This window comes from Calothrix sp. PCC 7507 (assembly GCF_000316575.1).
Taxonomy (GTDB): Bacteria; Cyanobacteriota; Cyanobacteriia; order Cyanobacteriales; family Nostocaceae; genus Fortiea.
This window is the reverse complement of the sequence record NC_019682.1, coordinates 6,077,231-6,101,704: the sequence shown is the minus strand read 5'-3', so window position 1 is coordinate 6,101,704 and position 24,474 is coordinate 6,077,231. Positions and strand designations below refer to the sequence as shown.

The following is a 24,474-nucleotide window of genomic DNA, read 5'->3' as shown; positions in this document are numbered from 1 at the left end:
GGGTATACTTTAAACCTGTCTTCACATCAAAAGCCTGTGTGGTTTATTTTCTGGTGCTTTTGCGCTTGCGCCTAAACACCCAGACAGCAAATGCTAGAACCAAACTCCCAAGAACAATTTTGGATACAGGAGCAAGGTACTCGTCCACAAGTTTATACTGGCTACCCAACAAGTATCCTGAGTATGTTAGCAAACCTACCCAGGCAGCGCTACCCAGAGTTGTGTAAAATAAAAATGGTAGCAGATGCATGTTGCTGATGCCTGCAGGCACAGAAATCAACGTCCGCACACCCGGCACAAGGCGACCAATCAATACAGCTTTACTACCTTGCCTATCAAACCAGCGCTTCGCCTTATCGATATCTTGACTCGATATAGCTAGCCATTTGCCGTATTTGTTAGCCCAAGCTTTTAAGCGAGCTTCACCCAAAAGTTTACCTGGATAATACCAGACAAGTGCCCCAAGTACAGAACCGAAAAGTCCGGCGACAAACACGTAAATTATACTTAGCTTTGCCCCTCCTGGTTGATTTGGACTTGCTGTAAATCCTGCCAGTGGCATAATCAGTTCTGAAGGAATTGGGGGAAAGAGGTTCTCTAGGAACATCAGCAAAGCGATTCCCCAATAGCCTAGGGAGTTTATAGTATTAGTTATCCATTCAAGCATCAAGTCAGTTCCTGAAATTTTTGCACCAATTCGGTTGCTAAATTCAGCGTTAGCTTTCTCAAAAGTTAATTATCCTATAGGACTAGTATTTGATTTTTGAAGTATTACGTAGGCAGGGCTATGCCTTACAAAACCCAGAATATGGTAGGCAATGCCCACCCTACAAATACTTAGATTTTTTCAAAACTCAAATAGGATTGCTATAGCTTGCTGGAGTCAAGATAACTTGGTTAGCTAAAATTGGCAATTGTACTGAGAAATATTCAGAGGACGAGTGAGAGAAAAGGTAGAAAATGCAAAAGTCAAAAGATTTTATCACTTTTGACTTTTGACTTTTGAATTCTTCTCTCCCTCTTGTTTTTAGACTGTCGGGGTTAATGATTGCACTCGTGGTTCCGATTGCCAGTCTAATGGGTTACAGACCCTTTCTTCCAAAGCCATCTGCTCAATTAAACTTGCCAATCTTAAAGCTTTTAGAGCTTGTTCACCACCGACCGAAGGTTGATTGCCACCGTGTACGCAGTTGACAAAATGTTCCAACTCTGCACTCAAGGGCTGAATGTTCGTGGTGTAGACTTTCTCAATTATTCCATCTTGCCTGTAAAGCACTTGTCGATGATCATTGAGAGCGTTGGAATTTGTTTGTCGGTGAATCAAAATCTCATTCTTGAGAAAATCTGCCTCAGTGAATGAACTTTTGCAGTGGGCAACGATACGACGAATTTTGCGATGAGTAACCTTGCTGGCAGTCAAAGTAGCTACAATACCATTGGCAAATCCCAAGGTAGCAGTAACGTAATCTAAATAACCAGAGTCTAAAGCGCGAGTACCGCTAGCGGTCAATTTCACCACTGGGGAGGCAGCTAGTTCTAGCAGCAAGTCAATATCGTGGATCATTAAATCCAGCACAACCGAAACATCATTCGCCCGATCAGAATATGGACTCATACGGTGGGCTTCTAATGCCAGCAGTTCCTCAGTTTTCAGCACTTTGTTCAGTTCTCTGAATGCTGGATTGAAGCGCTCAATATGTCCTACTTGCAGGATACACTGAGACTCGGCTGCAGCATTTACTAAGGATTCTGCCTCAGAAATACTGGCAGCGATCGGCTTTTCAATCAAAACATGAATTCCCGCTAACAGACAGTTAATGCCCACAGCGTAATGCAGGCGGGTGGGAACAGCAACGCAAACTGCTTCCACATGGGGTAACAAGTCACAGTAATCCTCAAAAAATTTTACCTTGTATTTGCTAGCGGTTTCTAATCCCCGCTCAACATTAATGTCTGACACACCTACCAGTTCAACATCTTTCATTGAACTCAGGACGCGGGTGTGATGTTGCCCCATGTTACCCACTCCGATTACGCCTATGCGAATCGGTCGTGGCTGATTGCGCTGTGTGTATGGATTCGGTTCTGCCACTGACATGCTATTTTGCACTCTTATTCTCTCCTCAACCACCAAATTTAGAGACGCTACGGTCGTTGGCCTTTATACTTAAGAGCCAGTTACGATCCGTCTAAAACCATCCAGATGGTAACATAGAGGTTCTATTTATGAAGAATTTCAAAGTTTATTGTGGGTTCCCGCAATCTCGGTGTCTTTTGTATAGTCAGTTGCGAATTGATCTATTTTTTGCACTTTACACAAAATCCAATATGTCTTTTTATTAGCTTAAAAAACTAAGTAAGACGTAAGTGGAAATTCTTAGGTGGCAGTCAGGTAATTAATTACCGGGATCAATATCTAATTGATACAATTGAAACCTAATAATTTATTGTCAGGAAAATCACAAAAAACTGAAAATGTCACACTTAGAGTTGCTCTAAAAAAAATCTATTTGGAATAGCTACCACTGATACACTGAAATAATTTTTGCATAATTATTTGCAACACCTACAGGTTTCGCAATCCAATTTCGGGAACACATCGGTGTAGATGATATCCTGCGGCTGTCTGGGGCGGAAAAATCGCTATTACCAAAGAGAGTGTAGGGGATCTGAAGGTGTAATTTGGCAATTTGAAATCCAAAATTTAAAACCGAGATGAAAGCTGTAATTTTATTATCTGGGGGGTTAGACTCTTCCACAATTCTTTACCAAGCTAAGGCTGATGGTTGTGAATGTCACGCTATTTCTTTTGATTACCAGCAGCGACATCGGCGAGAGTTACAGTCTGCCCTCCTCGTCGCGCAGAAAGCTGGGGTGAGCAAACATCAGGTAGTGAATTTTGATTTACGGCTATGGGGCGGTTCGGCGCTGACGGACGATGCGATCGCTTTACCTCAAGAGCGTTCTCTAGATGAAATGTCTCAAAATATTCCCGTAACCTATGTACCTGCACGGAATACCATCTTTTTAAGCTTTGCCCTAGCCTACGCGGAAACGATCGCGGCTGAACGTGTCTACATCGGGGTCAACGCTTTAGACTATTCTGGATATCCTGATTGTCGCCCTGATTATATCCAGGCAATGCAGGAAGTATTCCGCCTAGGAACCAAACAAGGACGTGAGGGACAACCCATTACCATTGTTGCACCCCTGATTAACTTGAAAAAAACCGAAATCATCCAACTCGGCAACCAACTCGGCGTTCCTTGGGAGCTAACTTGGTCTTGCTATGCTGGTGGTGATATTGCTTGCGGTGTTTGCGATTCTTGTCGTCTAAGACTAGCGGCTTTCGCTGAATTGGGCTTGGAAGATGCGCTTCCTTATGCTCATTAGGTCATTTGTCATTGGTCATTTGTCACTAGTCATTGAGGAATAAGAATTTTACTCCCCCTGCTCCCTGCTCCCTGCCCCCCTGCCCCCCTGCCCCCCTGCCCCCCTACTCCCCTTCCCCCTGCTCCCTTTCCTCTTCCAAGCGTCGCAGTTGGATTTGGTGTAGTCGTGGTCCAACAATTGAGACTACGGTAAATTCGAGATTTTGATACAAGAAGGTTTCGCCCTTGGCAGGAATTTTCTGCAACTCGTACAGCACAAAGCCTCCTAATGTCTGGTATTCCTTTGTCAGGGGTAAATTGATATCCAAGACTTCGTTGAGGTCTTCTAGGTTGATTTGTGCCTGTACTAGAAACGTGCGATCGTCTAACATCTGGATCAGCAAATCTTCCGTGCTGTCTAGTACGCCTGCATCACCAATAATTTCCGCGATCACATCTTGGAGTGTCACCAGCCCCACGATACCCCCAAATTCGTTCACTACCATGACCATAGCGGGTTTTTCTTGCTGCATCATGGGCAATAATTCACTCAAAGCCGTATGCTCTGGGACAAATCTAGCTGGACGCATCCAAGGTTGAATTGATGTTTCTAAAGTCAGCTTGCCGACAGCTAAGGGTTGTGCCAAGTCTTTAAAGTAAACAATGCCACGAATGTCGTCTAAAGACTCGCCAATTACGGGATAGCGTGAATGACCTGTAGAAGCCATTTCTTTGAGTAATCGCTGGAAGGAGGCGTCTTTGGGTAAAGCGATGATGCTGGTACGGGGAATCATCACGTCTTGGGCTGTGACATCCCCAAACTCAAAGACATTATTGAGCAGTTCTCGCTCTGAAAGCTGTAAACCGGTGGATTCTCGCTCTGTCGAGATGATCAGCTGTAACTCTTCTGAAGTCACAGGTGGTCTCCAGCCTTGACCTGTGTATTCAATCCCAAAAAGTCGTAGTAGCCAGTAGTTGGATTGGTTAAGAATCCAAATAAAGGGGCTAAAAAAGCGGACGATCGCTTTTACCGATGGTCCCAAAAACCTGGCTAGCTGTTCTGAATACAGCATAGCTACTGATTTAGGACATAGTTCTCCTAAAACAATTTGCAGATAGGCTATCAAAAAAAAGGCAATCGGGATTGAGAAGGAATGAGCTATGAAATTAGTCATTCTATCGGGTAGGGTCCAAGTTTTTAGCCATGCGTTTACCAGCAAGACAATGGAATTTTCCCCAATCCACCCCAACGCCAAACTAGAGAGGGTAATACCTAACTGGGTGGTAGATAGCAATCGGTCAATACTACGTTGCAGCATTTCGACGGCGATCGCTGGGATGTCACCAGCTTTCACCAACTGATGAATACGCGATCGCCGCACTGTCACCATTGAAAACTCGGCCGTGACAAAAAAGGCATTGATGGCAATCAGTACCAGAACTGATAACAATCGCAAACCCACATCTGTCCAAATCAAACTAGGAAAACCACTCACCGCTAAAGCTCGTGTACAACTTACGCCCCGGCTCTTGAAATTAGGAAATGGGAAATAGCAAGGGGGCCTGGAGGAACGGAGACAAGGGAGTCGGGAGATAAGGGAGTAAAATTCCCAGTCTCCAGTCCCCAGTCCCCAGTCCCCCATTCCCAATTACTTTTCAACAGGAATATTCGATACCTCCAGCTTTAATTTTTGATCGGGATAATCAGTCAGAGCAAGTGATACCTTTTTCACATCATCGAGTAAAGCTGTAGGAATGCTTACTAGTCCTGAAAAAGCTGGACCATTGGCCGGTAATTCTGCTGGCAAACCTTCTGTACTAGCACTCAGGGTTCTTCCTTTATCATCGGTGACATCTAAAAAACTATACAGGAATCGCACAGAATCAGCACCTTTGTTCTGCATTTTGACTTTCAGTAGTAAATCACCGCCAGAGTAGCGAACAGATTGCACAGACAGAGTTACACCTTCATTTTCTGAGGTGATCGGAAATCCTTTCTGGAGTTTTTCTTCAGCCACTTCTTGGGGTTTTTCCTCTGGCTTGGGCTTGCTGCTATTGGTCTCTTCATCATCTTCCTCTAGCTTTTCGGATTTAGCAGCCTTGGTCTTACCCTCAATTCGTGCTTTGACAATTTTCAGAATTTCTTCCTCTTTTAATAGTGTCAACCCTCCCTGCTGCGGGTTAGATGCCTTATTGCTAGCAAATTTCGTGGTGGGACGACCATCTGGTGTTGTCACTCCTTTAAGGGCTGAACTCCCTAGAGTAAACCCCCAAAAACCACTGAGAGAACCTGCTCCCAACATCAGGACTAACAAAATTAACGTAAGAAGTACAGTGGAATTTAATTTCATCGCTGACAGGCTATTGCATAAGAATGCTTGTTTATTTAAACGTACTGAAGCTGTATGCCTCAATCCTTAAAAGAACTTAATCAATATTAGTCTGCACTATTTCGCTGTCAAATTATCTGGTATAAAAATCTGGTAAACTGTTTTCGGTAGCACACAAATTGGTAAAGTAGCGCTACAATGAGATTCGACCAGGGTTGGCCGAGCGGTTGAGGCAACGAACTCATAATTCGTGCTAGGCAGGTTCAACTCCTGCACCCTGGATTTAGTCGGTGTTGAGTATTGAGTGCTGAGTAGTAAATCATGGATTTTGATTAACTATGTAACTTCTTTCGGGGTAAAACTTAAGTCTAACCTTACTCCTCATTTTTAGTTCTCTAATCAGCACCCAACACTCACCACCCTTAGCGTGGTGATGTACCATCAAACCGGAATTCAGTCCCAACTTTGAGTTGATTGGCATTCAGGCGAGGAGACATCAGCAGTGATGTGCCGTATGGATTTGGTAGATCGGGCGTACGAATATATGGATCGTTACCTACCTGCTGGGTGAGGACATCTCGATAGAGAGTGTTAACTAGTTCAGCATCGTCGGCGATTTCATTTTCGGGGAAAGACCCGAATATGGAGTTTAGCTGACGGTTGTAGCTAGTATTTTCGTAGAAATTGCGATCGTGCCGAAAAAAAGCTCTGTCAAATGCATCGTTAGCTGTTTCATAATTAGGTGCTTCCGTTTGGGCGGCGACAACAGAAGGAAAAGCAATACTAGCAGTTAGCAGTACAAATAAACCACCCAAGGTTTTAGTTTTTATACCCATGTTGATAACTCCTCAATTTTTGGGCGAATCTTAACTTATGCTTAAATGCAGAACTCTAATTCAGTTCAACCTTTGGTGTAGCACAACTTTTAATGTTTTGTAATGACGTATCCTACTGAAACCCTGACCAATTCAGATATTTGGTCTGCTACTGCTGATTTGACTACTCTGCGCTATAAGTTACTAGATTTGTTTTGCCAACTCGCCTATCAAGAGGGTGATTTTGTCCTCTCTTCTGGACAACGCAGCACTTATTACATCAATGGTAAACAGGTAACACTCCACCCCCAAGGTGCTTTAGCAATTGGTCGCATTCTCCTGTCTTTTTTACCTTCCGACGTTCAGGCGGTAGCGGGTTTAACATTGGGGGCTGACCCCGTTGTCACAGCGGTGAGTGTGGTTTCAGCTTATGAAAAACGACCGATTCCAGCGTTGATTATTCGCAAAGAAGCTAAGGGACATGGAACTAAAGCTTATATAGAAGGCCCCAGTTTGCCAGAAGGTGCTGAAGTAGTAGTGTTGGAAGATGTTGTCACTACCGGACAATCGGCGATGAAAGCTGTGGAGCGTCTTAGGGAAGCAGGTTATACTGTCAACCGAGTAATTTCACTGATTGATAGAAAGCAAGGCGGGGCAGAGTTTTATCAGTCTGTAGGGTTGAAGTTTGAAGTCGTGTTTACGATTGAGGATCTTCAGCAGCGGTATCGAGAATTGGGGAATTAGAGGGGAAATTTAGGAAGGCGCTGCAACTCTGTTTAACAAAGAATGCGATCGTATTCTTGGATATTTCTACTACTTCTACTAGTATGAGCTATGAGCGCGATCGCATTTTGTACATATCTCTTATGTGTCGGTTTAGCCTCAGCAATAATGTTTAAATCAAGTTTTTTAATGTTTTAGCGATCAGTAATATAACTAGCAACTTAGGTTAGTAAATTACGTCTGGTACTGTATGCTTCGTGGAACGCATCTTCAATAAGTTCCAGTTAGCCGTCTACCATAGGGAGTTGCGAAAATGTTAAGAAACATTGCTTATTCTTTAATGTCAGCAGGTGTTAAAGTACCAAGACCTCTGGAAGAAAATTTAGATCGTTTTTTTTATCAAACTTACTTAATCGATCTTTTGAAGAAATTAAGAATTAACTGTGTCATTGATGTGGGAGCTAACATTGGTTCCTATGCAGAAAGCATCAGAAAACTCGGGTATAAAGAACACATTCTTAGTTTTGAGCCAAATCCAGAGATATTTGGTACTCTTCAGCATAATTTGCAACAGGATACCCTGTGGAGAGGATACAATTTTGCGTTGGGGAAAGAGGATACTACGGCTACCTTTAATTTGAACTCTTATTCGGAATTGAGTTCATTTCTAGTACCTAAGGCTGATATGCCAAAAACGGTTAATTCCTGTGAGGTGAAAATCAGGTCACTAGACTCGCTTCTAGAAGAGATTCTCGCTTTAGTTCCCGAACCTCGCATCTTCTTAAAGATGGATACTCAAGGATATGACATGGAAGTTGTTAAAGGTGCAAGCAAATGTCTAGATAAAGTTTTGTGTTTGCAATCAGAAATATCCGTGCAGCCTAACTACGATAATATACCTTCATACTTAGATGCTTTGAGGTATTATGAATATTTAGGGTTTCAGCTTGTTGATTTATTTCCTGCCTTTCGCGATCCTCAAGGTTGCGTTGTTGAATATGATTGTTTGATGGTGCGTTCTCAAACATCGTCTTAACAAGAACAATAGTTTGTAGATTGTTAGTGCGATCGCACTTCTCTAAATAAAAGCGATCGCCTTTTGTATATTATCCTTTTTGGGTTGAGTTAGCGCAGTACTATCTACAACTCCTAAGCACTTGTTTGATTTGGCGGTGGTATCCAAAGACTACAAAAATCTTGAGGTTCTTGCCATTATTCTTCAAAAGTAGCTATAGAAGCAGAAGATTTTCAAGCTTGTTTTCTGCACGACGCAATGATTTTATGCAGTTGACAGCATGATAATTTAGATGGATTATATCCTAAATTTCTTCTTTACTCAGTCTTTGTAACAATTCTTCCAAATATTATTTTGCAAATTGGTCATGAGGTTGGCGAGTCATTTAAGTAATAAAAATATTTATATATCCAATATTTTGTTATTTTATTAATATTCATTATCTCACTACAAGCCCAATAACATAAAGGACATACCCAATAGCATAAAGGACAAAAAGTAGCACAGAAAGCAACAAGTATGGAGGTGCTATCAACATTATCAATAGTGCAACCCAAAGATTTGTCTGTCGGCAAATAAGTGTAAGAATTCCTATGAATACTATGGTTGCTAATACTAGGGATATAACAACATTAATATCTCCTGAGTGCAAAGCTTGCCAATAATTCCTACCTCTATTTATAACTACAAAAAAACCTAATGAGGCTAATGCAGGCGGGATAAGTGACAACCAGCCAAAATAAAAAATGTTGAAGTGATACTTTGTGTCTGCATAATCGACCAAAGTAAAGAATCCAAAGCCAATCCCTATGAGAGTTAACAATGCTAGGAGTATTATTACTACGGTCATAAAAATTGCTTTTCAGTCAAATTACTTTTTAATCGCCAAAACATCGTTACCAAGTTCAACTTAGTAACGATGTTTAACGAGAATTATCTTATCCTTGCGCCACTGGTTCCTTCGCCAAGAACTTCTCCAACTCAGTCAAAGCATCAGCATCAACCTTGGTTTGCATCGGACAGAACTTAGGCCCACACATCGAACAAAACTCAGCAGTTTTATAAATATCTGCAGGTAAAGTTTCGTCATGATATTCCTTAGCTCTTTCTGGGTCGAGTGATAATTCAAACTGACGATTCCAGTCGAAATTATAACGGGCTTCGGAAAGTTGATCGTCTCTATCTCTCGCACCCGGGCGATGTCTAGCGATATCTGCTGCATGGGCTGCTATTTTGTAAGCAATTAACCCATTCCGCACATCTTCGGCGTTGGGTAATCCCAAATGTTCTTTCGGTGTAACGTAGCACAGCATAGCAGTACCGTACCATCCTGCCATCGCTGCGCCGATCGCTGAGGTGATGTGGTCATAACCGGGAGCAATATCTGTCACCAATGGCCCTAAAACATAGAAAGGGGCTTCTGAACACTCTTCCATCTGCTTACGGACGTTGAACTCAATTTGATCCATTGGGACGTGTCCAGGCCCTTCTACCATCACCTGGATGTCATCTTCCCAGGCTTTGCGAGTTAGCTGTCCGAGGGTTTTCAATTCTGCTAATTGGGCGGCATCTGAAGCGTCATGGGTGCAGCCAGGGCGCAGGGAATCCCCTAAACTGAAGGAGACATCATATCTCTTGAAAATCTCAACGATGTCGCGGAAATGGGTGTAAAGTGGGTTTTGTTTATGGTGATGTAGCATCCACCGCGCCAGAATACCGCCACCGCGAGAGACAATACCAGTGATCCGGTCTCTTACTAAGGGTAAATGCTCAATCAAAATCCCGGCGTGGATGGTTTGATAGTCTACCCCTTGTTGGGCGTGTTTTTCGATGATATGCAGAAAGTCATCGGGGGTAAGCTTTTCAATTGTGCCGTGGACACTTTCTAAAGCTTGGTAAACTGGCACTGTACCAATGGGAACGGGGGAAGCGTTGATGATGGCGGTGCGAATTTCATCTAAGTTACCGCCACCTGTGGACAAGTCCATCACGGTATCAGCACCGTATTTCACCGCCAAGTTGAGCTTATCAACTTCTTCTTGAAGATTGGAAGAGTTGGGTGAGGCTCCGATATTAGCATTGACTTTACATTTAGAGGCAATGCCGATCGCCATCGGTTCTAAGTTAGTGTGATTAATGTTCGCAGGGATAATCATCCGTCCCCGCGCCACTTCCTCACGAATGAGATCAGCAGGAAGATTTTCCCGCTGGGCGACGTAGTGCATTTCTTCGGTGATCACACCCTGACGGGCGTAGTGCATTTGAGAAACATTGCTGTGTCCACGGCGCTTTGCAACCCATTCTGTCCGCATATTGAAATTCCTCGATAAACAGCTTCCCTCCGCTGGTATTACCCAGACTCAGGTGTTAAGGGTGTGATCTCAGCCTAGTATTTCAGGCACCCCTAGCATGGGAATTGATTGTACCACTTTGATTGTGGCTAGGGGGAGGGGTGTTAACAATTTCTGAGGATGTGGGGACGGTTAAAGGGCGATCACTCTTTTTGCTGGATAATGTCTAATATTGCCTTGTGAATTTCTTCTGGTGTCATAGAGGCGGGATAAGTTGCAGTGGGTGGTTTTGCAGTCAAACGATCCGCCAGTGCGTAAAAAGCCTCTTGATCATCTTGGTGTGCAATGACATAAGCGCGTAATTCTGCCTTGCTCATGGCATTAAAGTTTGGTTTGCTCATAGGTATTCCCAGTTGTTGTGATGACATAAAAATTTTTATCTCACGCAGAGGCGCAAAGACGCAAAGAAGAGCGCGGATTCTTTTTCTTTACACATCATCAGGTTCAATTCCCAACTGGCGCAACTTTTGAGCCAAGCGTTTGGCTTTTTGTTGTTGTTGTTCTAACTGAGATGCTAATTGTTGGGATTTTTCATCGCTATTCAACAATAAATTCCCTTGTGCATCCCACCAGCGTAACCAAGGCGCTTCCATGTTTTTATATTGTCCTTGCCAAATACCCAATTCCACACCCATCGGGAAAATGGGATAGTGTCCTCTTTCATTGGCTGGCAGTAATTGATACCTCCCATCTACCAGGTGATAAACTTCTACTGAAGCTTTACTAAACTCATAAATGCCGTAAAACGGAACTCGAATTGCTTGTTCATACACCCAAAATTTACCACTAATAGGCGTATTATCCCGCTCATCGGAACCATCACCAGACACAAATTCCAAGACGATTAGTGGCGCAACATATTCTTGCCATAAAACGTAAGAACGCCGATACTGACCATTTAACATCGGTGATACATTCGGCACATAAAACCAATCGGGAGCTTCAGCGCCTCTTTCTGGAGGGTCAGTTAAACGCCAATATATACCACTATCTTGACCGATAGCATATTGATTATCAGGATGTAATTGCTGCAATCGCTCTGTAATGGAATCAGTCAGCAGGAGACTTTGGGGATGTTCTTGAAAATTTTTGCCTCCGGCACGCTCCGCGAACACAAAACTACCATCTGACTCTGGTAACTCAGTGTGATCTGGGAGATGGGTGATGCCTAGTTCAGAAGGTTTGGCAAGAGTCATAGAACTTTGGCGCTTGGTTAGAGACTCGTTTGTCTTTATTTTAAGCTAAAGCTGATTGGTTTAAATACCAGATGCTACGGGGCGATCGCCTTTTTGAAACTTCACCCACGCCTGTTGTAGTGTCTCAGGAGCCGGATTCTTGGCGTCATAGACTACAATCACGTTAGTTAGTGGGCGACCGGCTGGGACTAAAATTTGACTGTTAGCGGCTAAGGCTTTTGATGCGCCACCGTCTAAGTTCATCGCTTCATGACAACCAATGGCTTTCATAGCTTGGGCTTCTTGCTGCAAATTTAAACTAGTATCAAAATTTACTAAAAATAGTTTTTTCCCGTCAGCAGTAAACCCAATTGCTGTCCTATCGCCAGTACCTAAAACAGCGGGATCTTTAAACCCTTCAATCTGTGGGTTCAGCCAAATCTCGCCCTTTCGTAAAAGTCTGGGGCCACAGGTGAGAGAAAACCAATGTTGATTCCATTCTGGTTTACCATCAACTCGCGCTGTTACCATTTCTGGTTGATTTCCCACTCGTAACCCCAAAGTAGTCCCAAAATTCTCCCACTGGCTATATTTCAAGAATTTTCCGCCTGCTACCATGTTACCCATGACTGTTTTTTGGGCATTCTTGGCGAAAAAAGTTCCATTGGCGATCGCAGCAGCGCGATGACGTGCTACTAGTCTATTAAATTCTTCATCACCACTAGTTTTCTGAATGGTATTGGCAAAATTTGCATTATTCGCTAAACCCATAGTGATAAAAGTTTTTGGGTCTGTGAGGTCGATAATTGTTTGGTAGAAAGAAATACCGTTTACTTTAACTTTCTTCACTTGTACAGTTTGAGCAGTAGCGGGTAATGTTAAGGTTAATCCTTGTGCTAATGCTGCACTTCCTAGAAACAAGAAAGACCGCCGACTCATTTTAGAACTTAGCATTATCCACTCTCCCCCATATCGTTTTTATTAGAATGCCCATTTTGTTACGTAATGAGAGTATGGGGAATTGGAATTGGTTACGTTCAAACGCTCAACTGTCGAGTAGGATGGGCATTGCCCACCAACTCAAATACAAGGGTTCCAGGCAATGGTGGGCAGTACCCACCCTACAAAAAATGTATTGCAACTGGTACAAGATGTCAGTCAGCCTCAAAGGCTCAAACTTGAGCCTCCCCAATGCCCAATGACAAATGACTTTAGATATATTATTTTTCATAAACCTTATGGTGTCCTGAGTCAGTTTACACAGGAGACGGAAAAACATAGAACCCTAAAAGACTATATCCAGGTCAGTAATGTCTATCCCGTGGGGCGTTTGGATTGGGATAGTGAAGGGTTATTGCTGCTGACAAACAACGGACAATTACAACATCGTCTTTCTGATCCGAGGTTTGGGCATCAACGCACTTATTGGGTGCAGGTTGAGCGAATTCCTGATGAAGATGCGATCGCACAACTGCAAACTGGTGTAGAAATTCAAGATTACCGCACTCGACCAGCACAAGTGAGGCTATTATCAACAGAACCGACTTTACCAGAACGCGATCCACCAATTAGATTTCGGAAAAATGTCCCAACAGCTTGGCTAGAAATGACTTTGACCGAGGGAAAAAATCGCCAAGTGCGGCGAATGACAGCGGCTGTGGGATTTCCGACTTTGCGTTTGGTAAGGGTGAGCATTGCCCACATCCAGTTAGACGGTCTACAACCGGGTGAGTGGCGCGACCTCACACCCATTGAGATCCAATTTCTGCATAATATGCCTAAAGTAGGCAGAATAGTTACTAGAAAGAAATAATAAACAACCACGCTCACGTTAGCGTAGCGGGATGAACTCCAGCAACGAGGTTCTCTCCTGTTTTCTCATTCCATATTCTCAAACTGGAATTTCCGGATATAGATGCCTTCACCCTGCATTTAGTGGTTCACTCATTGCCATCTAGTAGAAATCAACATAAATCGTAGTTACAAAAAGTAAATATGCCTTAAATCCTGAACAATGACAAATGACGACCCTCTTTAATGAACTTTATTTGCGCCGACCTACTTAATGCCGACCTACTTAATATAGATTGATCAACATTTAATACAAATCCCTTGAAGCCATCAACTAAAACTCTAAAAAGTTGCCAAATTTCTTTACATAAGTTATTATTCACACCCTTTGACAAAAATCAAGCCAAAAGCAGTATAATAATCTTTTTTTATTCCTGCCCTGTCTACATCAGCCCTTGGGTGCAAGTTTAAGTCTTATGAGTCGTAATCAGCAATCGATCTGGCATGACCCGCGCCAACAGGATGATATCTTGTCTGGAACACCTGCACGCTTGGAACTTGTACCTGAACGATCGCCCGATGTCGAACTTTGCACGACAGAAACTTTGCGTCGTACTCAAGAAGAACTTCAGTGGTATCGTCGGCTTTATGAAAATATCCCTTCTGTTTACTTCAGTTTGGATACGACGGGAATAATTTTATCTGTAAATCAATTTGGTGCGGATTGTCTTGGTTACACTCGTGAAGAATTGCTCAATCAGTCTGTTTTCAACTTATTTGCTCGTTCGGAGCAACAAAGATTAGCTGATGCATTCATGGGGTTATTAAGAGGCGCACCGAAAACTGAAATTGCCAATTGGGAATTTTGTTTGGATTGCCCTAGCAGTAAGATTTTATGGGTAAAAGTTATCGCCCGGTTATTGCCTAGCGGAGATGGAAACTTCCTGCCAGAAAGTAACCCGTCTGAGAAGTTTATGCGGAAAAATCCTGTAATTCTGATGGTTTGTGAAGATATAACTGCTCACAAGCAAGCAGAAGATGCTTTGCGCGAAAGCGAACAACGCTTTCATACTATGGCTGATACGGCACCAGTGATGTTGTGGATGGCTGGATGTGATGGACTGTTTACATTTTTTAATAAGTCTTGGTTAAAGTTCACTGGACGTAGTATTAAGCAGCAGCAAGCATTAGGCTGGCTCAAAGAAGTGCATCCACAAGAGCAGGATTTTTGCCAAGAAACTTACGATTCGGCTTTTCATGCACGAGCAAAATTTGAGAGAGAATATCGACTCAAACGCCACGATGGCGAATATCGTTGGATTTTAGATACTGGTGTTCCTAGATTTACACCCAACGGTAAGTTTGCTGGTTATATAGGTTGTTGTATTGATATCACAGAGCGGAAATTAGCAGAAGTGGCGCTAAAACGCTCTCAAGAAGGGATACAAGCGCAGTTGGAGGAGATGGAAAGCCTCAATCGCTTGAAAGATGAGTTTTTGAGTACTGTATCCCATGAACTACGCACACCACTAACTAATATGAAAATGGCGATTCAGATGCTGGGAATTGCACTGAATCGAGAGCAGAACTTTTTGTCAGAAATGGCGAAGCCACAAGCAGAACGCTCAAAAGCAGCGCGCTATTTTGAAATTTTAGACAACGAATGCGATCGCGAAATTAATTTAATTAACAACTTCCTCGATTTACAAAGGCTGGATACAGGCGCTAAACCCTTGGTGTTGGAAACAATTCCAGTCCAAGATTGGCTTTATCGGGTGGTAGATTTATTTAAAGCTCGCAATCGTAACTCTTGTCAGCAAAAGTTGCGTCTGAGTATAGCTCCCAACCTCCCCCTACTGGCGTGCGATCCATTCAGTCTAGAACGCATTTTGATCGAGCTACTCACCAATGCCTGTAAATTTAGTCCTCCAGATGCTGAAATCACAGTTTCAGCTCAATTAAAATCTCAATATCTGCAATTTCAGGTAATCAATTCAGGTGTAGAAATTCCTAGCTCGGAATTACCCCACATTTTCGACAAGTTTTATCGTATTCCTAGTAATGATCCCTGGAAACAGGGTGGTACAGGATTAGGACTGGCACTAGTCCAAAAAATCACTAAATACTTAAGAGGAACAATTGAAGTTGAAAGTGGGTCAAACCGTACCTGTTTTGCTATCCAATTACCACTGAGTAATGAATTGTGAAAGAGAAGAGGGAGCAGGGTGAGGGAGACTCCGTCGTGATGTGAGGAATTGACTTGTCAATAGCTGAAATATTTAGCTAATATGCGTCACAATTAATACTGCTACCAAAATTCATTCGTGAAACCACAATAGACCTCTTGCAAAAAATACTTTCGCAAGAGAGGGAAAGTTAAAAGGGTAAGAAGCAAAGGAAAATTACATCCCTTTAACCCTTCTCTTTTAGCCTTAATCCTTCTCCAGCTTCTGTAAGCAGTTTAATCTCTTGTAGGACTACTGTAGGCAAGGGCAGGTAATTGTGGCACTTTGGATCTTAGTGGCTAGAAGCACCTTGGAATGGGAATGAAGGAACTTCCACTATGCTGATTTGCCCTCAGTGTAAATTTGAAAACTCTAATAGCAATAAATTTTGTCAAAACTGTGGCACCTCTCTGACCCACAAGGTCTGTCCTCAATGCAGTACCTCCGTACTAGTAGATGCACAAAATTGTCATCAATGTGGTGCAGATTGTGGAACAGTGTGGTGGGCAATTATTACCCAGGAAGCCACTAGAGAGGATTCAGGTGATGAGGGAGGAATATCTTCTCTACCGCTGAGTTCTCAGCTTGTAGTAGGTTCTTATTTAGACCAAGAGCAGCGCTATCAATTATTAGAATCACTACCAAATCAAGAGGAAACCACTGCTAATAAAGAGATCGGACTGAGAGTTTTAGACTGCAAACCCTATCAAATTTCGCCTCTTGGGGCAATGCTAGTAAATCAGCAAAAGGGATTAGTCACGCCATCAGCAGGAGTGAGTGGAATTCCTTGCCAAGCTAAACCTTATATTGAATTGAAATTTCAAGGGCATCCAGGGATACCACTGATTCACGATGCGTGGCAGCAGGGTAATATGCAGTTGGTACTAATTCAAGACCGCTTGAGTTGGCAGCATTTACTTGATTTATGGAAACAAGACACAACAAGTTCGTTACAAATTTTACACTGGTGTTACCAAATGACCCAACTCTGGTCAGTATTGGAACCGGTGAATTGTCGTCAAAGTCTCTTGAATTTGTCGAATCTGCGATTGGATGAAGACCAAACGCTGGCTTTAAGACAGTTGTATGTGGAGAATAATCAGTCTCTATCTGAACCAGTGGATGCTGAAGTGCAAACAGTTACTGACCAAGAGCAACCTTTAACTATCAAAGCTCTAGGGCGAGTTTGGCAGCAGCTATTTAAACAGTCCCAACGTACTCAATTTGGCATTATAGTGCAAATGTTGGGGGATTTGGAGCAAGGTAAGATTGAGACGATCGCACAGTTGCGATCGCGTTTAGAAACCATAGCCGCTGAACTAGAAGCACCCGCAACCGAAATTTATCCACTAATAAAAGAAAAATCTACCGCAGCAGCCACAACTCTGCTATTAGATGAGGCAGAGGATTCCAGTAATAGAAACGATGATATGCCAACAGTGGTGCTGCCCATGCAGTTAAGCAGCTTGGAAGATGCCGGACGTACAGATGTGGGGCGTCAGCGTCATCACAACGAAGACTACTTTGGCATTGACACTAAACTTAACAAGTTGGAATTGCCCAGAAGTCGAGTTCTGCAAGCACGTGGGTTGTATATTCTCTGCGACGGTATGGGAGGACACGCTGGAGGTGAAATAGCCAGTGAACTGGCAGTCAATACTCTGCGGCAATACTTTCAAGAACACTGGACTACTAAGCAACTACCAACAGAAGATAGCATCCGTGAGGCGGTGTATTTAGCTAATCAGGCAATTTACGACCTCAATCAACAAGATGCCCGTTCTGGGGTTGGGCGCATGGGTACTACTCTGGTAATGCTCTTAGTTCAAGATACTTATGCTGCTGTTGCTCATGTGGGAGATAGCCGTCTCTATCGCTTAACTCGCAAGCGTGGACTGGAACAAATTACTGTAGATCATGAAGTCGGTCAACGGGAAATTGCCCGAGGAGTAGAAGCCACCATAGCTTACGCTCGCCCAGACGCCTACCAACTCACCCAGGCTTTGGGTCCCCGCGACGAACACTCAATCAAGCCTGATGTAGAGTTTTTCGAGATTAATGAAGATAGCCTGCTCATTTTGGCGTCAGATGGTTTATCAGATAATGATTTACTAGAAATACATTGGCAAAATCATCTACTTTCTCTGCTGAGTTCCGGTACTAATCTCGAAGGGGGTGTTACAGACTTAATTGATTTAGCAAATCAATACAACGGTCATGACAATATTACTGCTATACTTATCCGGGCAAAAGTGCGCCCCAATCTGGATAGTCAAAGATAAATGGGGACTGGGGACTGGGGACTAAGAGAGAATACTTTAATATCCCCAATACCTAATACCCAGTCCCCCATACCCAGTCCCTTTACCTTATAGGTTGTATCGTGGTTACTCTGACTCTGTTAGAACCGCAACAGAAAACACCACTCAAGCAATGGTGCTTTGAAAACTCCTCCGTGATTCGGGTTGGTCGAGCGGCGGATAATCACGTTGTTTTAACTGATAGTTTGGTTTCCCGGCATCATCTGGAACTGAGGCTAATAAATTCTGCCAGCAATGGCGATTCATGGCAGGTTATTAGTCAAGGTACAAACGGTACTTTCCTCAACGGTGTTCTGATTAATCAATGTCAACTACCTGATAATTCTCTCCTGCAAATGGCATTAGGAGGACCGATACTCAAATTCCAACTTCAGGAGGTGACACCACCAAACTCTTGGCTGCAGCAGCAGATGCCAGAAATATCAGCAAGTACTGCTAAACCAGTTTCTACAGCCCAAAAATCTCCGACTTTATCTTATACTTGTACCCACGAAGGCAACTCTCCTAGTAATTTATTTTGCATCCACTGTGGTCAACCAATCTCAGTGCAACATCAGATTCGGCACTATCAGGTGTTGCGAACTCTGGGACAAGGGGGGATGGGTACTACTTATTTGGCTTGGGATGCAGCAGGTTTGATTGCCGGACACCCGCAACTATTGGTGTTAAAGCAGATGAATGCCAATATGGTGAAAATTGCCAAGGCTCAAGAGTTGTTTGAACGAGAAGCGTATACTCTCAAGTCGCTTAACCATAGGGGAATTCCCCAATATTATGACTTTTTTGTTGAAGACGGCAAAAAATACCTGGCAATGGAATTAGTCCACGGGCAGGATTTAGAAAAACGCATTTATACTACCGGACCAGTAATTCCCAGCCAAGCGATCGCTTGGATGATCCAAACTTGCGATATCTTACATTATCTCCATAGTCAAGAACCACCACTAATTCACCGCGACATCAAACCCGCTAACCTGATGGTGCGAAATGCTGATAATCGCATTGTGGTACTTGATTTTGGCGCTGTTAAGGAAATTGGGACGGCACCAGGAACTCGGATTGGTGCTGAGGGTTACTGCGCTCCCGAACAAGAACGCGGACAACCTCTCACCCAATCTGATTTGTATGCCATTGGCCCAACGCTAATTTTTCTCCTTACAGGAGAAAACCCTTTCAAGTTTTATCGCCCAAGAGGACGAAGTTTCCGGTTTGAAGTAGCCAGCGTTCCAACTATTACCCCCCAGTTAAGAGAGATCATCGATCGCAGTACAGAACCACTGCCGCGCGATCGCTATCAAACAGCTAAGGAACTGGCTGAAGCACTAAGTGCCTGCAAATAAATAGATTGGGGACTAGGTAAGAGTTTTGACCTATTCTCTAAGCTGATTCGCGTCTAAATTATCTAAACAGTCTTTATGGTCATTAGACTGTTAACCGTCATCAGGTAAATAATCCAAGTTAAATGCGTAATAGCTTAGTTTTCGTCCCACGTTTCTACGTCTAGCAATTCACTGATTGGGTCTTGCATACTAAAGCCAAAATCTAGCAGTTCCTGTTTCCAGTGCTGCCACTCATTGCCATAGAGCAAAGCTATCTTCCAAATGCTATCAGTGGGCTTGATGATATTCGATTCTACGAGTGATTGCACGTTACGCTGCAATTTCACCATAGGGTGAATCACTTGCTGAGTCATAACCTCGATTCAATTGAGAATTTTGCTTGGTAAATACTTAATCAAAACTGCTTTCCGTTTGGCAATTGTCATCGATGCGTGGAGTGTTGTACTTTGGCAAAGCTAGTCTTAACTTTCTAACTATACCATAACTAACTCTACTAAGTTGCGAGTGAATTCGGTTTTGTACGGTAATTACCACCACAAAACGCTAGTTCCACCAAGCACTCATAGTGGACTCGAAATACAAAGACTTGTCGCCCTGACAATTGCATAAGTGTCACAGTTAAGAACGACTTGTAAGATTTTATTTGCTGTGTTTGCTGGAAAGCGAGTATGGTTTGAAGAACCCATGTGTTACGGGCTATCCTGAGAGTTTTTTAAGTGGCGAAAGAATATCTTTCTCTACATTTATCTAGACGCTATTCAGAATATCGCAAACATTTGAGCATAAACAATCTTACCGCAAATCTTTATATAAATTTTATTTTGCCACCAGAAATGCATCTGCAGTGCTTACCATAAGCCAGACCTCTATTCAGAGTCAGCCTTTGAATTTTGTGTAAAACATTTTTAGCCAAGATGTTAGTTTCTATAAAGCTGTGGGTATCCTCATAACAAGAGACTTGCTGTTACCTAAGTATTTACCACAGCATCTATTGCAGTATGGCTGGTTCCGGAGAAGAATATCTAATTAACCGTAGCAAACAGATTCAGCGACGACAAAGATTTTTAACAATAGTGTCCATTGTGTCGTTTCTTGGCTCCATAGTGTTTGCGGCAGTTCCAGCAGTCCAACAAGCGATTGAGAAACCCAAGACAGTCGTTAAGTCTCCAGAAGCCACATTACAGCAACAGGTGCAAGGTTTTGAACTAGTGTTACAGCGGGAACCAGAGAACCAAGTGGCGCTGGAGGGGTTGGTAAATGTGCGGCTAGGTTTGAAGGATACGCAGGGTGCTATGGAACCTTTGAAAAAATTGGTGAAGTTGCACCCTGAACGGCAAGAGTATAAAGCGTTATTAGAGAAGTTGCAGAAACAAGAAAGCAAAGGCGATCGCCCACCCAAATAACTAGCTCCTAATAAATGCTTTCGCCTTCATCAAAATATTTTTGGCAAAAATTTAATCTTGAGATTACTAAAAATCGCAAAATGTTTAACGATAAATCTATTCTGATCACTGGTGGTACAGGCTCCTTCGGGAAACAATTAGTCAAAACGATTCTCAGTCAATATCAACCTCAGAAAGTCATCATTTATTCACGGGATGAACTGAAGCAGTATGAAATGGCACAGGAGTTTAACGCTCCAGCGATGCGCTATTTCATTGGGGATGTGCGCGATCGCGATCGGCTACGTCTAGCAATGCGGGATGTGAACTATGTAGTTCATGCTGCTGCACTTAAACAAATCCCTGCAGCTGAATACAACCCAATGGAATGTATTAAGACAAATATCTATGGCGGTAACAATGTTATTGATGCTGCAATTGAGCAAAATGTAGACAAGGTAATTGCACTTTCCACAGATAAAGCCGTCAATCCAATTAATCTCTACGGAGCAACAAAACTAGCTGCTGATAAACTTTTTGTTGCTGCAAATAACATTGTTGGTTCATTAAAAACTCGGTTTGCTGTAGTTCGTTACGGCAATGTAGTTGGTTCAAGAGGCTCAGTTGTACCCTTGTTTCAAAAGCTGATTCAAGAAAAAGCTACAGAGATTCCCATCACAGATCCACGTATGACCCGATTTTGGATTACACTCCAACAATGTGTAGATTTAGTATTTAAAAGCTTTGAAAGAATGCATGGAGGGGAAATATTTGTACCTAAAATTCCTTCCATGAAAATTACAGACTTAGCTGAAACACTTGCACCAGGAGTCCCAACTAAAATTGTGGGCATTAGACCAGGAGAAAAGCTACATGAAGCCATGTTTTCTGCTGAAGCTTCACATTTAGCTTTAGAGTTTGCTGATCATTATGTGATTAAACCAACTATTGAATGCGTTCATGCTGTTGATTACACCTGCAACGTTTTGAGTGAAAGAGGAATCCCAGTTCCCGAAGGATTTGAATATAGCTCTGAAATCAATACAGAATGGCTAAGAGGTTTTCAACTACTGGATATGCTGAAGCAATGAATGACTACATTCCCTATGGACGACAAGATATTAGTCAAGAAGATATTGATGCTGTAATTGCCGTTTTGCACTCAGACTGGATTACTCAAGGCCCAGCTATAGAGAGGTTTGAGCAAGCTGTTGCTAACTATTGTGAGGCGAAGTATGCTGTAGCAGTTTCTAGTGCAACAGCTGCATTACATATTGCTTGTCTTGCAGCTAGTTTAGGGAAGGAAGATATTTTTTGGACATCACCAAATACCTTTGTCGCTTCAGCTAATTGTGGGCTTTATTGTGGTGCAAAGGTTGACTTTGTTGATATTGACCCTAATACCTACAATCTGAGCATAGATGAATTAGAAAGCAAGTTAGTTAAGGCAAAAAAGCAAGGATATTCACCAAAAATATTAATACCTGTAAATTTTTCAGGGCAATCCTGCGAGATGGAAAAAATTGCAGCTTTGTCGAAACAATATGGTTTCAAAATTATCGAAGATGCTTCTCATGCAATTGGTGGACGATATCAGGGAAAACCTATTGGTTCGTGCCAATTTTCTGATATGACTGTTTTTAGCTTTCATCCAGTGAAAATTATTACAACTGGCGAAGGCGGTATGGTGCTAACAAATCAAAAAGAATTGCATGAAAAGTTAATTCGTCTGCGAAATCATGGCATAACTCGCAATCCAAATTTAATGCAAAAAAACTCTCACGGTTCTTGGTGCTATCAGCAACTAGAATTGGGTTTCAACTATCGTATGACTGATATCCAGGCAGCATTGGGTGCTAGTCAGATGCAACGGTTAAACGAGTTTGTAGAACATCGCTGGTTTTTAGCCAACCGCTATAATCAACTATTACAAGATTTGCCATTAATACTGCCGTGGCAACATCCAGATTCCGAGTCTAGCTGGCATCTTTATGTAATTCGGCTCAAGCTAGATAAGATTAATAAAACTCATCGACAAATATTTGAAGAACTTCGCGACGCAGGAATTGGTGTGAATTTGCATTATATTCCTGTTCACACACAACCTTATTATCAGCAACTAAATTTTAAGTGGGGAGACTTCCCTCAAGTTGAGAAGTATTACCAGGAAGCAATTTCCCTTCCTTTGTACTACAGCTTAACCCAAGAAAACCAAGAAAGAGTAGTCAAGACACTGCAAGAGATTATGTTATGAGAATTGTTGCTATTATTCAAGCTCGTATGGGATCTACTCGTCTACCTGGGAAGGTCATGAAACAACTCTGTGGCAAGACTGTTCTAGCACATGTAATATGTCGGATTCAAGCTTGTCCATTAGTTGATGAAATAATTGTGGCAACAACTACTTGTTTAGCTGATGATGTGATTGTAGTAGAAGCAGAAAAATGTGGAGCTAAATGGTTTCGGGGAAGTGAGGAAGATGTCCTAGAGCGTTACTATTTAGCAGCTAAAGCACATAACACTGCTGTGGTGGTAAGAGTAACTTCTGACTGTCCACTGTTTGATCCTGAAGTTCTTTCACAGATGTTGGAATACTTCAAAACTGAAACAGTTGAGGGTTTACAAATAGATTACTTGAGTAATTGCTTAAATCGCAGCTATCCCCGTGGTTTGGATGCCGAGATTTTTACTTTTGAAGTCTTAGAAAAAGCGTTTGTAGAAGCACAAAAGCCTTACGAAAGGGAACACGTTACGCCTTACATATACGAGCATCCTGAAATTTTTGCGTTACATAACCAGACAAATGATGATGATATATCTAATTATCGCTGGACTTTGGATACCGCAGACGACTGGAAATTAATAGAAGCAGTCTATGCATATTTATATCGAGAGGAAGAAATATTTACCACTGATGAAGTAATAGCTCTTTTGGGAGCGAAACCAGAGTTAGTCAAACTCAATGTTAATGTGAAGCAGAAAGAACTATAGATGATTAATGTAAGTAAATTATGAGATATAAAACAGAACAAGAATTATTCTGGGAAAGTGAATTTGGTAATGAATACACCACAAGAAATCAAGTCTTGCCAGAACAGCGCCAACCATTTTTTGCCCAAGTTTTGCAAAAGACTTATGGTGTTAGGACAATTTGTGAACTAGGTGCAAATCGTGGTCACAATCTTCAGGCGATCGCTAGTTTAAGCTCTAATTTTGAACTTACTGGAGTTGAGCTAAATCATGCAGCCTTTTCTGAATTAAAGACAATTACAGGGATTCAAGCTATACAATCATCAATTCAGGAATTTGAAGCGAATAAAAAATTTGACTTGTTATTCACATCAGGAGTTTTAATCCATATTAATCCTGACGATCTTCCTATAATTTATCGTAAAATTTATGATTCTTCATCTCGATATATTCTAATCAACGAATATTATAATCCTCAACCAGTAGAGATTAATTATAGAGGTCATACAGGTAAGCTATTTAAGCGCGATTTTGCCAGTGATTTGATTGAATATCATCAGGGAAAATTATTAGTTATTGACTATGGTTTTCTATGGCAGCAAATACATCCAACATGGGACAACACAACTTGGTTTTTAATGGAAAAGGTCGTTTAGGTAATTTTT

General features: G+C 42.3%; 22 protein-coding genes, 1 tRNA gene and 1 riboswitch. Of the genes, 13 read left to right on the top strand and 10 right to left on the bottom strand.

Features of this window, described 5'->3' with window-relative positions; translation table 11 throughout:
• Positions 1-43: 43 nt before the first annotated feature.
• Positions 44-667, bottom strand: a complete 624-nt coding sequence (locus CAL7507_RS26150; protein ID WP_015131497.1) for a DedA family protein — start codon at positions 665-667, stop codon at positions 44-46.
• Positions 668-1,027: 360 nt separating this feature from the next.
• Positions 1,028-2,110: a Gfo/Idh/MocA family protein gene (locus CAL7507_RS26145; RefSeq protein ID WP_015131496.1), complete on the bottom strand. Its 1,083-nt coding sequence runs from the start codon at positions 2,108-2,110 to the stop codon at positions 1,028-1,030.
• A 605-nt stretch (positions 2,111-2,715) separates the two neighbouring features.
• Between CAL7507_RS26145 and queC the strand changes: the two genes are divergently transcribed.
• Positions 2,716-3,393 (top strand): 7-cyano-7-deazaguanine synthase QueC, encoded by a 678-nt coding sequence (gene queC / locus CAL7507_RS26140; protein ID WP_015131495.1) that lies wholly within the window; start codon positions 2,716-2,718, stop codon positions 3,391-3,393.
• Between the two features lie 103 nt (positions 3,394-3,496).
• Here the strand turns inward: queC and CAL7507_RS26135 are convergent, their stop codons facing one another.
• Entirely contained in the window at positions 3,497-4,867 is a 1,371-nt protein-coding gene (locus CAL7507_RS26135) for a hemolysin family protein (RefSeq protein WP_042341605.1), read from the bottom strand.
• Positions 4,868-5,020: 153 nt separating this feature from the next.
• Positions 5,021-5,722, bottom strand: coding sequence for a hypothetical protein (locus tag CAL7507_RS26130; RefSeq protein ID WP_015131493.1), 702 nt, complete (start codon positions 5,720-5,722; stop codon positions 5,021-5,023).
• 188 nt (positions 5,723-5,910) lie between these two features.
• Here CAL7507_RS26130 and CAL7507_RS26125 point away from each other — a divergent pair.
• Positions 5,911-5,983 (top strand) — tRNA-Ile (locus tag CAL7507_RS26125).
• Positions 5,984-6,123: 140 nt separating this feature from the next.
• Here CAL7507_RS26125 and CAL7507_RS26120 read toward each other — a convergent pair.
• A complete protein-coding gene (locus CAL7507_RS26120; protein ID WP_015131492.1) occupies positions 6,124-6,537 on the bottom strand; it encodes a hypothetical protein in 414 nt (137 codons plus the stop codon).
• 102 nt (positions 6,538-6,639) lie between these two features.
• On the opposite strand from CAL7507_RS26120, the gene pyrE reads away from it, so the two are divergent.
• Positions 6,640-7,260 carry an orotate phosphoribosyltransferase gene (gene pyrE / locus CAL7507_RS26115; protein ID WP_015131491.1) on the top strand — a complete coding sequence of 207 codons (621 nt, stop codon included), beginning with the start codon at positions 6,640-6,642 and terminating at the stop codon, positions 7,258-7,260.
• A gap of 292 nt (positions 7,261-7,552) precedes the next feature.
• Positions 7,553-8,275 (top strand): FkbM family methyltransferase, encoded by a 723-nt coding sequence (locus CAL7507_RS26110; RefSeq protein WP_015131490.1) that lies wholly within the window; start codon positions 7,553-7,555, stop codon positions 8,273-8,275.
• A gap of 917 nt (positions 8,276-9,192) precedes the next feature.
• Here CAL7507_RS26110 and thiC read toward each other — a convergent pair.
• The 4 genes from thiC to CAL7507_RS26085 all read right to left on the bottom strand — a co-directional run bounded on the left by thiC (position 9,193) and on the right by CAL7507_RS26085 (position 12,734).
• A complete protein-coding gene (thiC, locus tag CAL7507_RS26100; RefSeq protein WP_015131488.1) occupies positions 9,193-10,566 on the bottom strand; it encodes a phosphomethylpyrimidine synthase in 1,374 nt (457 codons plus the stop codon).
• A gap of 7 nt (positions 10,567-10,573) precedes the next feature.
• Positions 10,574-10,670, bottom strand: a riboswitch (TPP riboswitch).
• A 78-nt stretch (positions 10,671-10,748) separates the two neighbouring features.
• Positions 10,749-10,946 (bottom strand): hypothetical protein, encoded by a 198-nt coding sequence (locus CAL7507_RS26095; protein ID WP_015131487.1) that lies wholly within the window; start codon positions 10,944-10,946, stop codon positions 10,749-10,751.
• An 87-nt stretch (positions 10,947-11,033) separates the two neighbouring features.
• Positions 11,034-11,801 carry a Uma2 family endonuclease gene (locus CAL7507_RS26090; RefSeq protein ID WP_015131486.1) on the bottom strand — a complete coding sequence of 256 codons (768 nt, stop codon included), beginning with the start codon at positions 11,799-11,801 and terminating at the stop codon, positions 11,034-11,036.
• Positions 11,802-11,861: 60 nt separating this feature from the next.
• Positions 11,862-12,734 (bottom strand): phosphodiester glycosidase family protein, encoded by an 873-nt coding sequence (locus CAL7507_RS26085; RefSeq protein WP_015131485.1) that lies wholly within the window; start codon positions 12,732-12,734, stop codon positions 11,862-11,864.
• Between the two features lie 244 nt (positions 12,735-12,978).
• On the opposite strand from CAL7507_RS26085, the gene CAL7507_RS26080 reads away from it, so the two are divergent.
• The 4 genes from CAL7507_RS26080 (at position 12,979) to CAL7507_RS26065 (ending at position 19,457) form a co-directional block, all read left to right on the top strand.
• A complete protein-coding gene (locus CAL7507_RS26080; protein ID WP_042342526.1) occupies positions 12,979-13,593 on the top strand; it encodes an rRNA large subunit pseudouridine synthase E in 615 nt (204 codons plus the stop codon).
• Positions 13,594-14,047: 454 nt separating this feature from the next.
• Positions 14,048-15,778, top strand: coding sequence for a PAS domain-containing sensor histidine kinase (locus tag CAL7507_RS26075; protein WP_015131483.1), 1,731 nt, complete (start codon positions 14,048-14,050; stop codon positions 15,776-15,778).
• A 356-nt stretch (positions 15,779-16,134) separates the two neighbouring features.
• A complete protein-coding gene (locus tag CAL7507_RS26070; RefSeq protein ID WP_015131482.1) occupies positions 16,135-18,078 on the top strand; it encodes a serine/threonine phosphatase in 1,944 nt (647 codons plus the stop codon).
• Between the two features lie 101 nt (positions 18,079-18,179).
• Entirely contained in the window at positions 18,180-19,457 is a 1,278-nt protein-coding gene (locus CAL7507_RS26065) for an FHA domain-containing serine/threonine-protein kinase (protein WP_015131481.1), read from the top strand.
• A 134-nt stretch (positions 19,458-19,591) separates the two neighbouring features.
• On the opposite strand, the gene CAL7507_RS26060 is transcribed toward CAL7507_RS26065, so the two are convergent.
• Positions 19,592-19,810 (bottom strand): DUF4327 family protein, encoded by a 219-nt coding sequence (locus tag CAL7507_RS26060; protein WP_015131480.1) that lies wholly within the window; start codon positions 19,808-19,810, stop codon positions 19,592-19,594.
• A 645-nt stretch (positions 19,811-20,455) separates the two neighbouring features.
• Here CAL7507_RS26060 and CAL7507_RS26055 point away from each other — a divergent pair.
• From CAL7507_RS26055 to CAL7507_RS26035, 5 genes are all read left to right on the top strand, one after another.
• Positions 20,456-20,860 carry a M48 family metallopeptidase gene (locus CAL7507_RS26055; RefSeq protein ID WP_015131479.1) on the top strand — a complete coding sequence of 135 codons (405 nt, stop codon included), beginning with the start codon at positions 20,456-20,458 and terminating at the stop codon, positions 20,858-20,860.
• Positions 20,861-20,940: 80 nt separating this feature from the next.
• Entirely contained in the window at positions 20,941-21,930 is a 990-nt protein-coding gene (gene pseB, locus CAL7507_RS26050; protein ID WP_042341601.1) for a UDP-N-acetylglucosamine 4,6-dehydratase (inverting), read from the top strand.
• Positions 21,888-23,093 carry a UDP-4-amino-4,6-dideoxy-N-acetyl-beta-L-altrosamine transaminase gene (gene pseC / locus CAL7507_RS26045; RefSeq protein ID WP_015131477.1) on the top strand — a complete coding sequence of 402 codons (1,206 nt, stop codon included), beginning with the start codon at positions 21,888-21,890 and terminating at the stop codon, positions 23,091-23,093. Before pseB ends, pseC begins: the two co-directional genes overlap by 43 nt.
• A complete protein-coding gene (locus CAL7507_RS26040; RefSeq protein WP_015131476.1) occupies positions 23,090-23,830 on the top strand; it encodes a cytidylyltransferase domain-containing protein in 741 nt (246 codons plus the stop codon). The genes pseC and CAL7507_RS26040 overlap by 4 nt, the downstream gene beginning before the upstream one ends.
• Positions 23,831-23,850: 20 nt before the next feature.
• A complete protein-coding gene (locus CAL7507_RS26035) occupies positions 23,851-24,465 on the top strand; it encodes a pseudaminic acid biosynthesis-associated methylase (RefSeq protein ID WP_015131475.1) in 615 nt (204 codons plus the stop codon).
• Positions 24,466-24,474 lie beyond the last annotated feature (9 nt).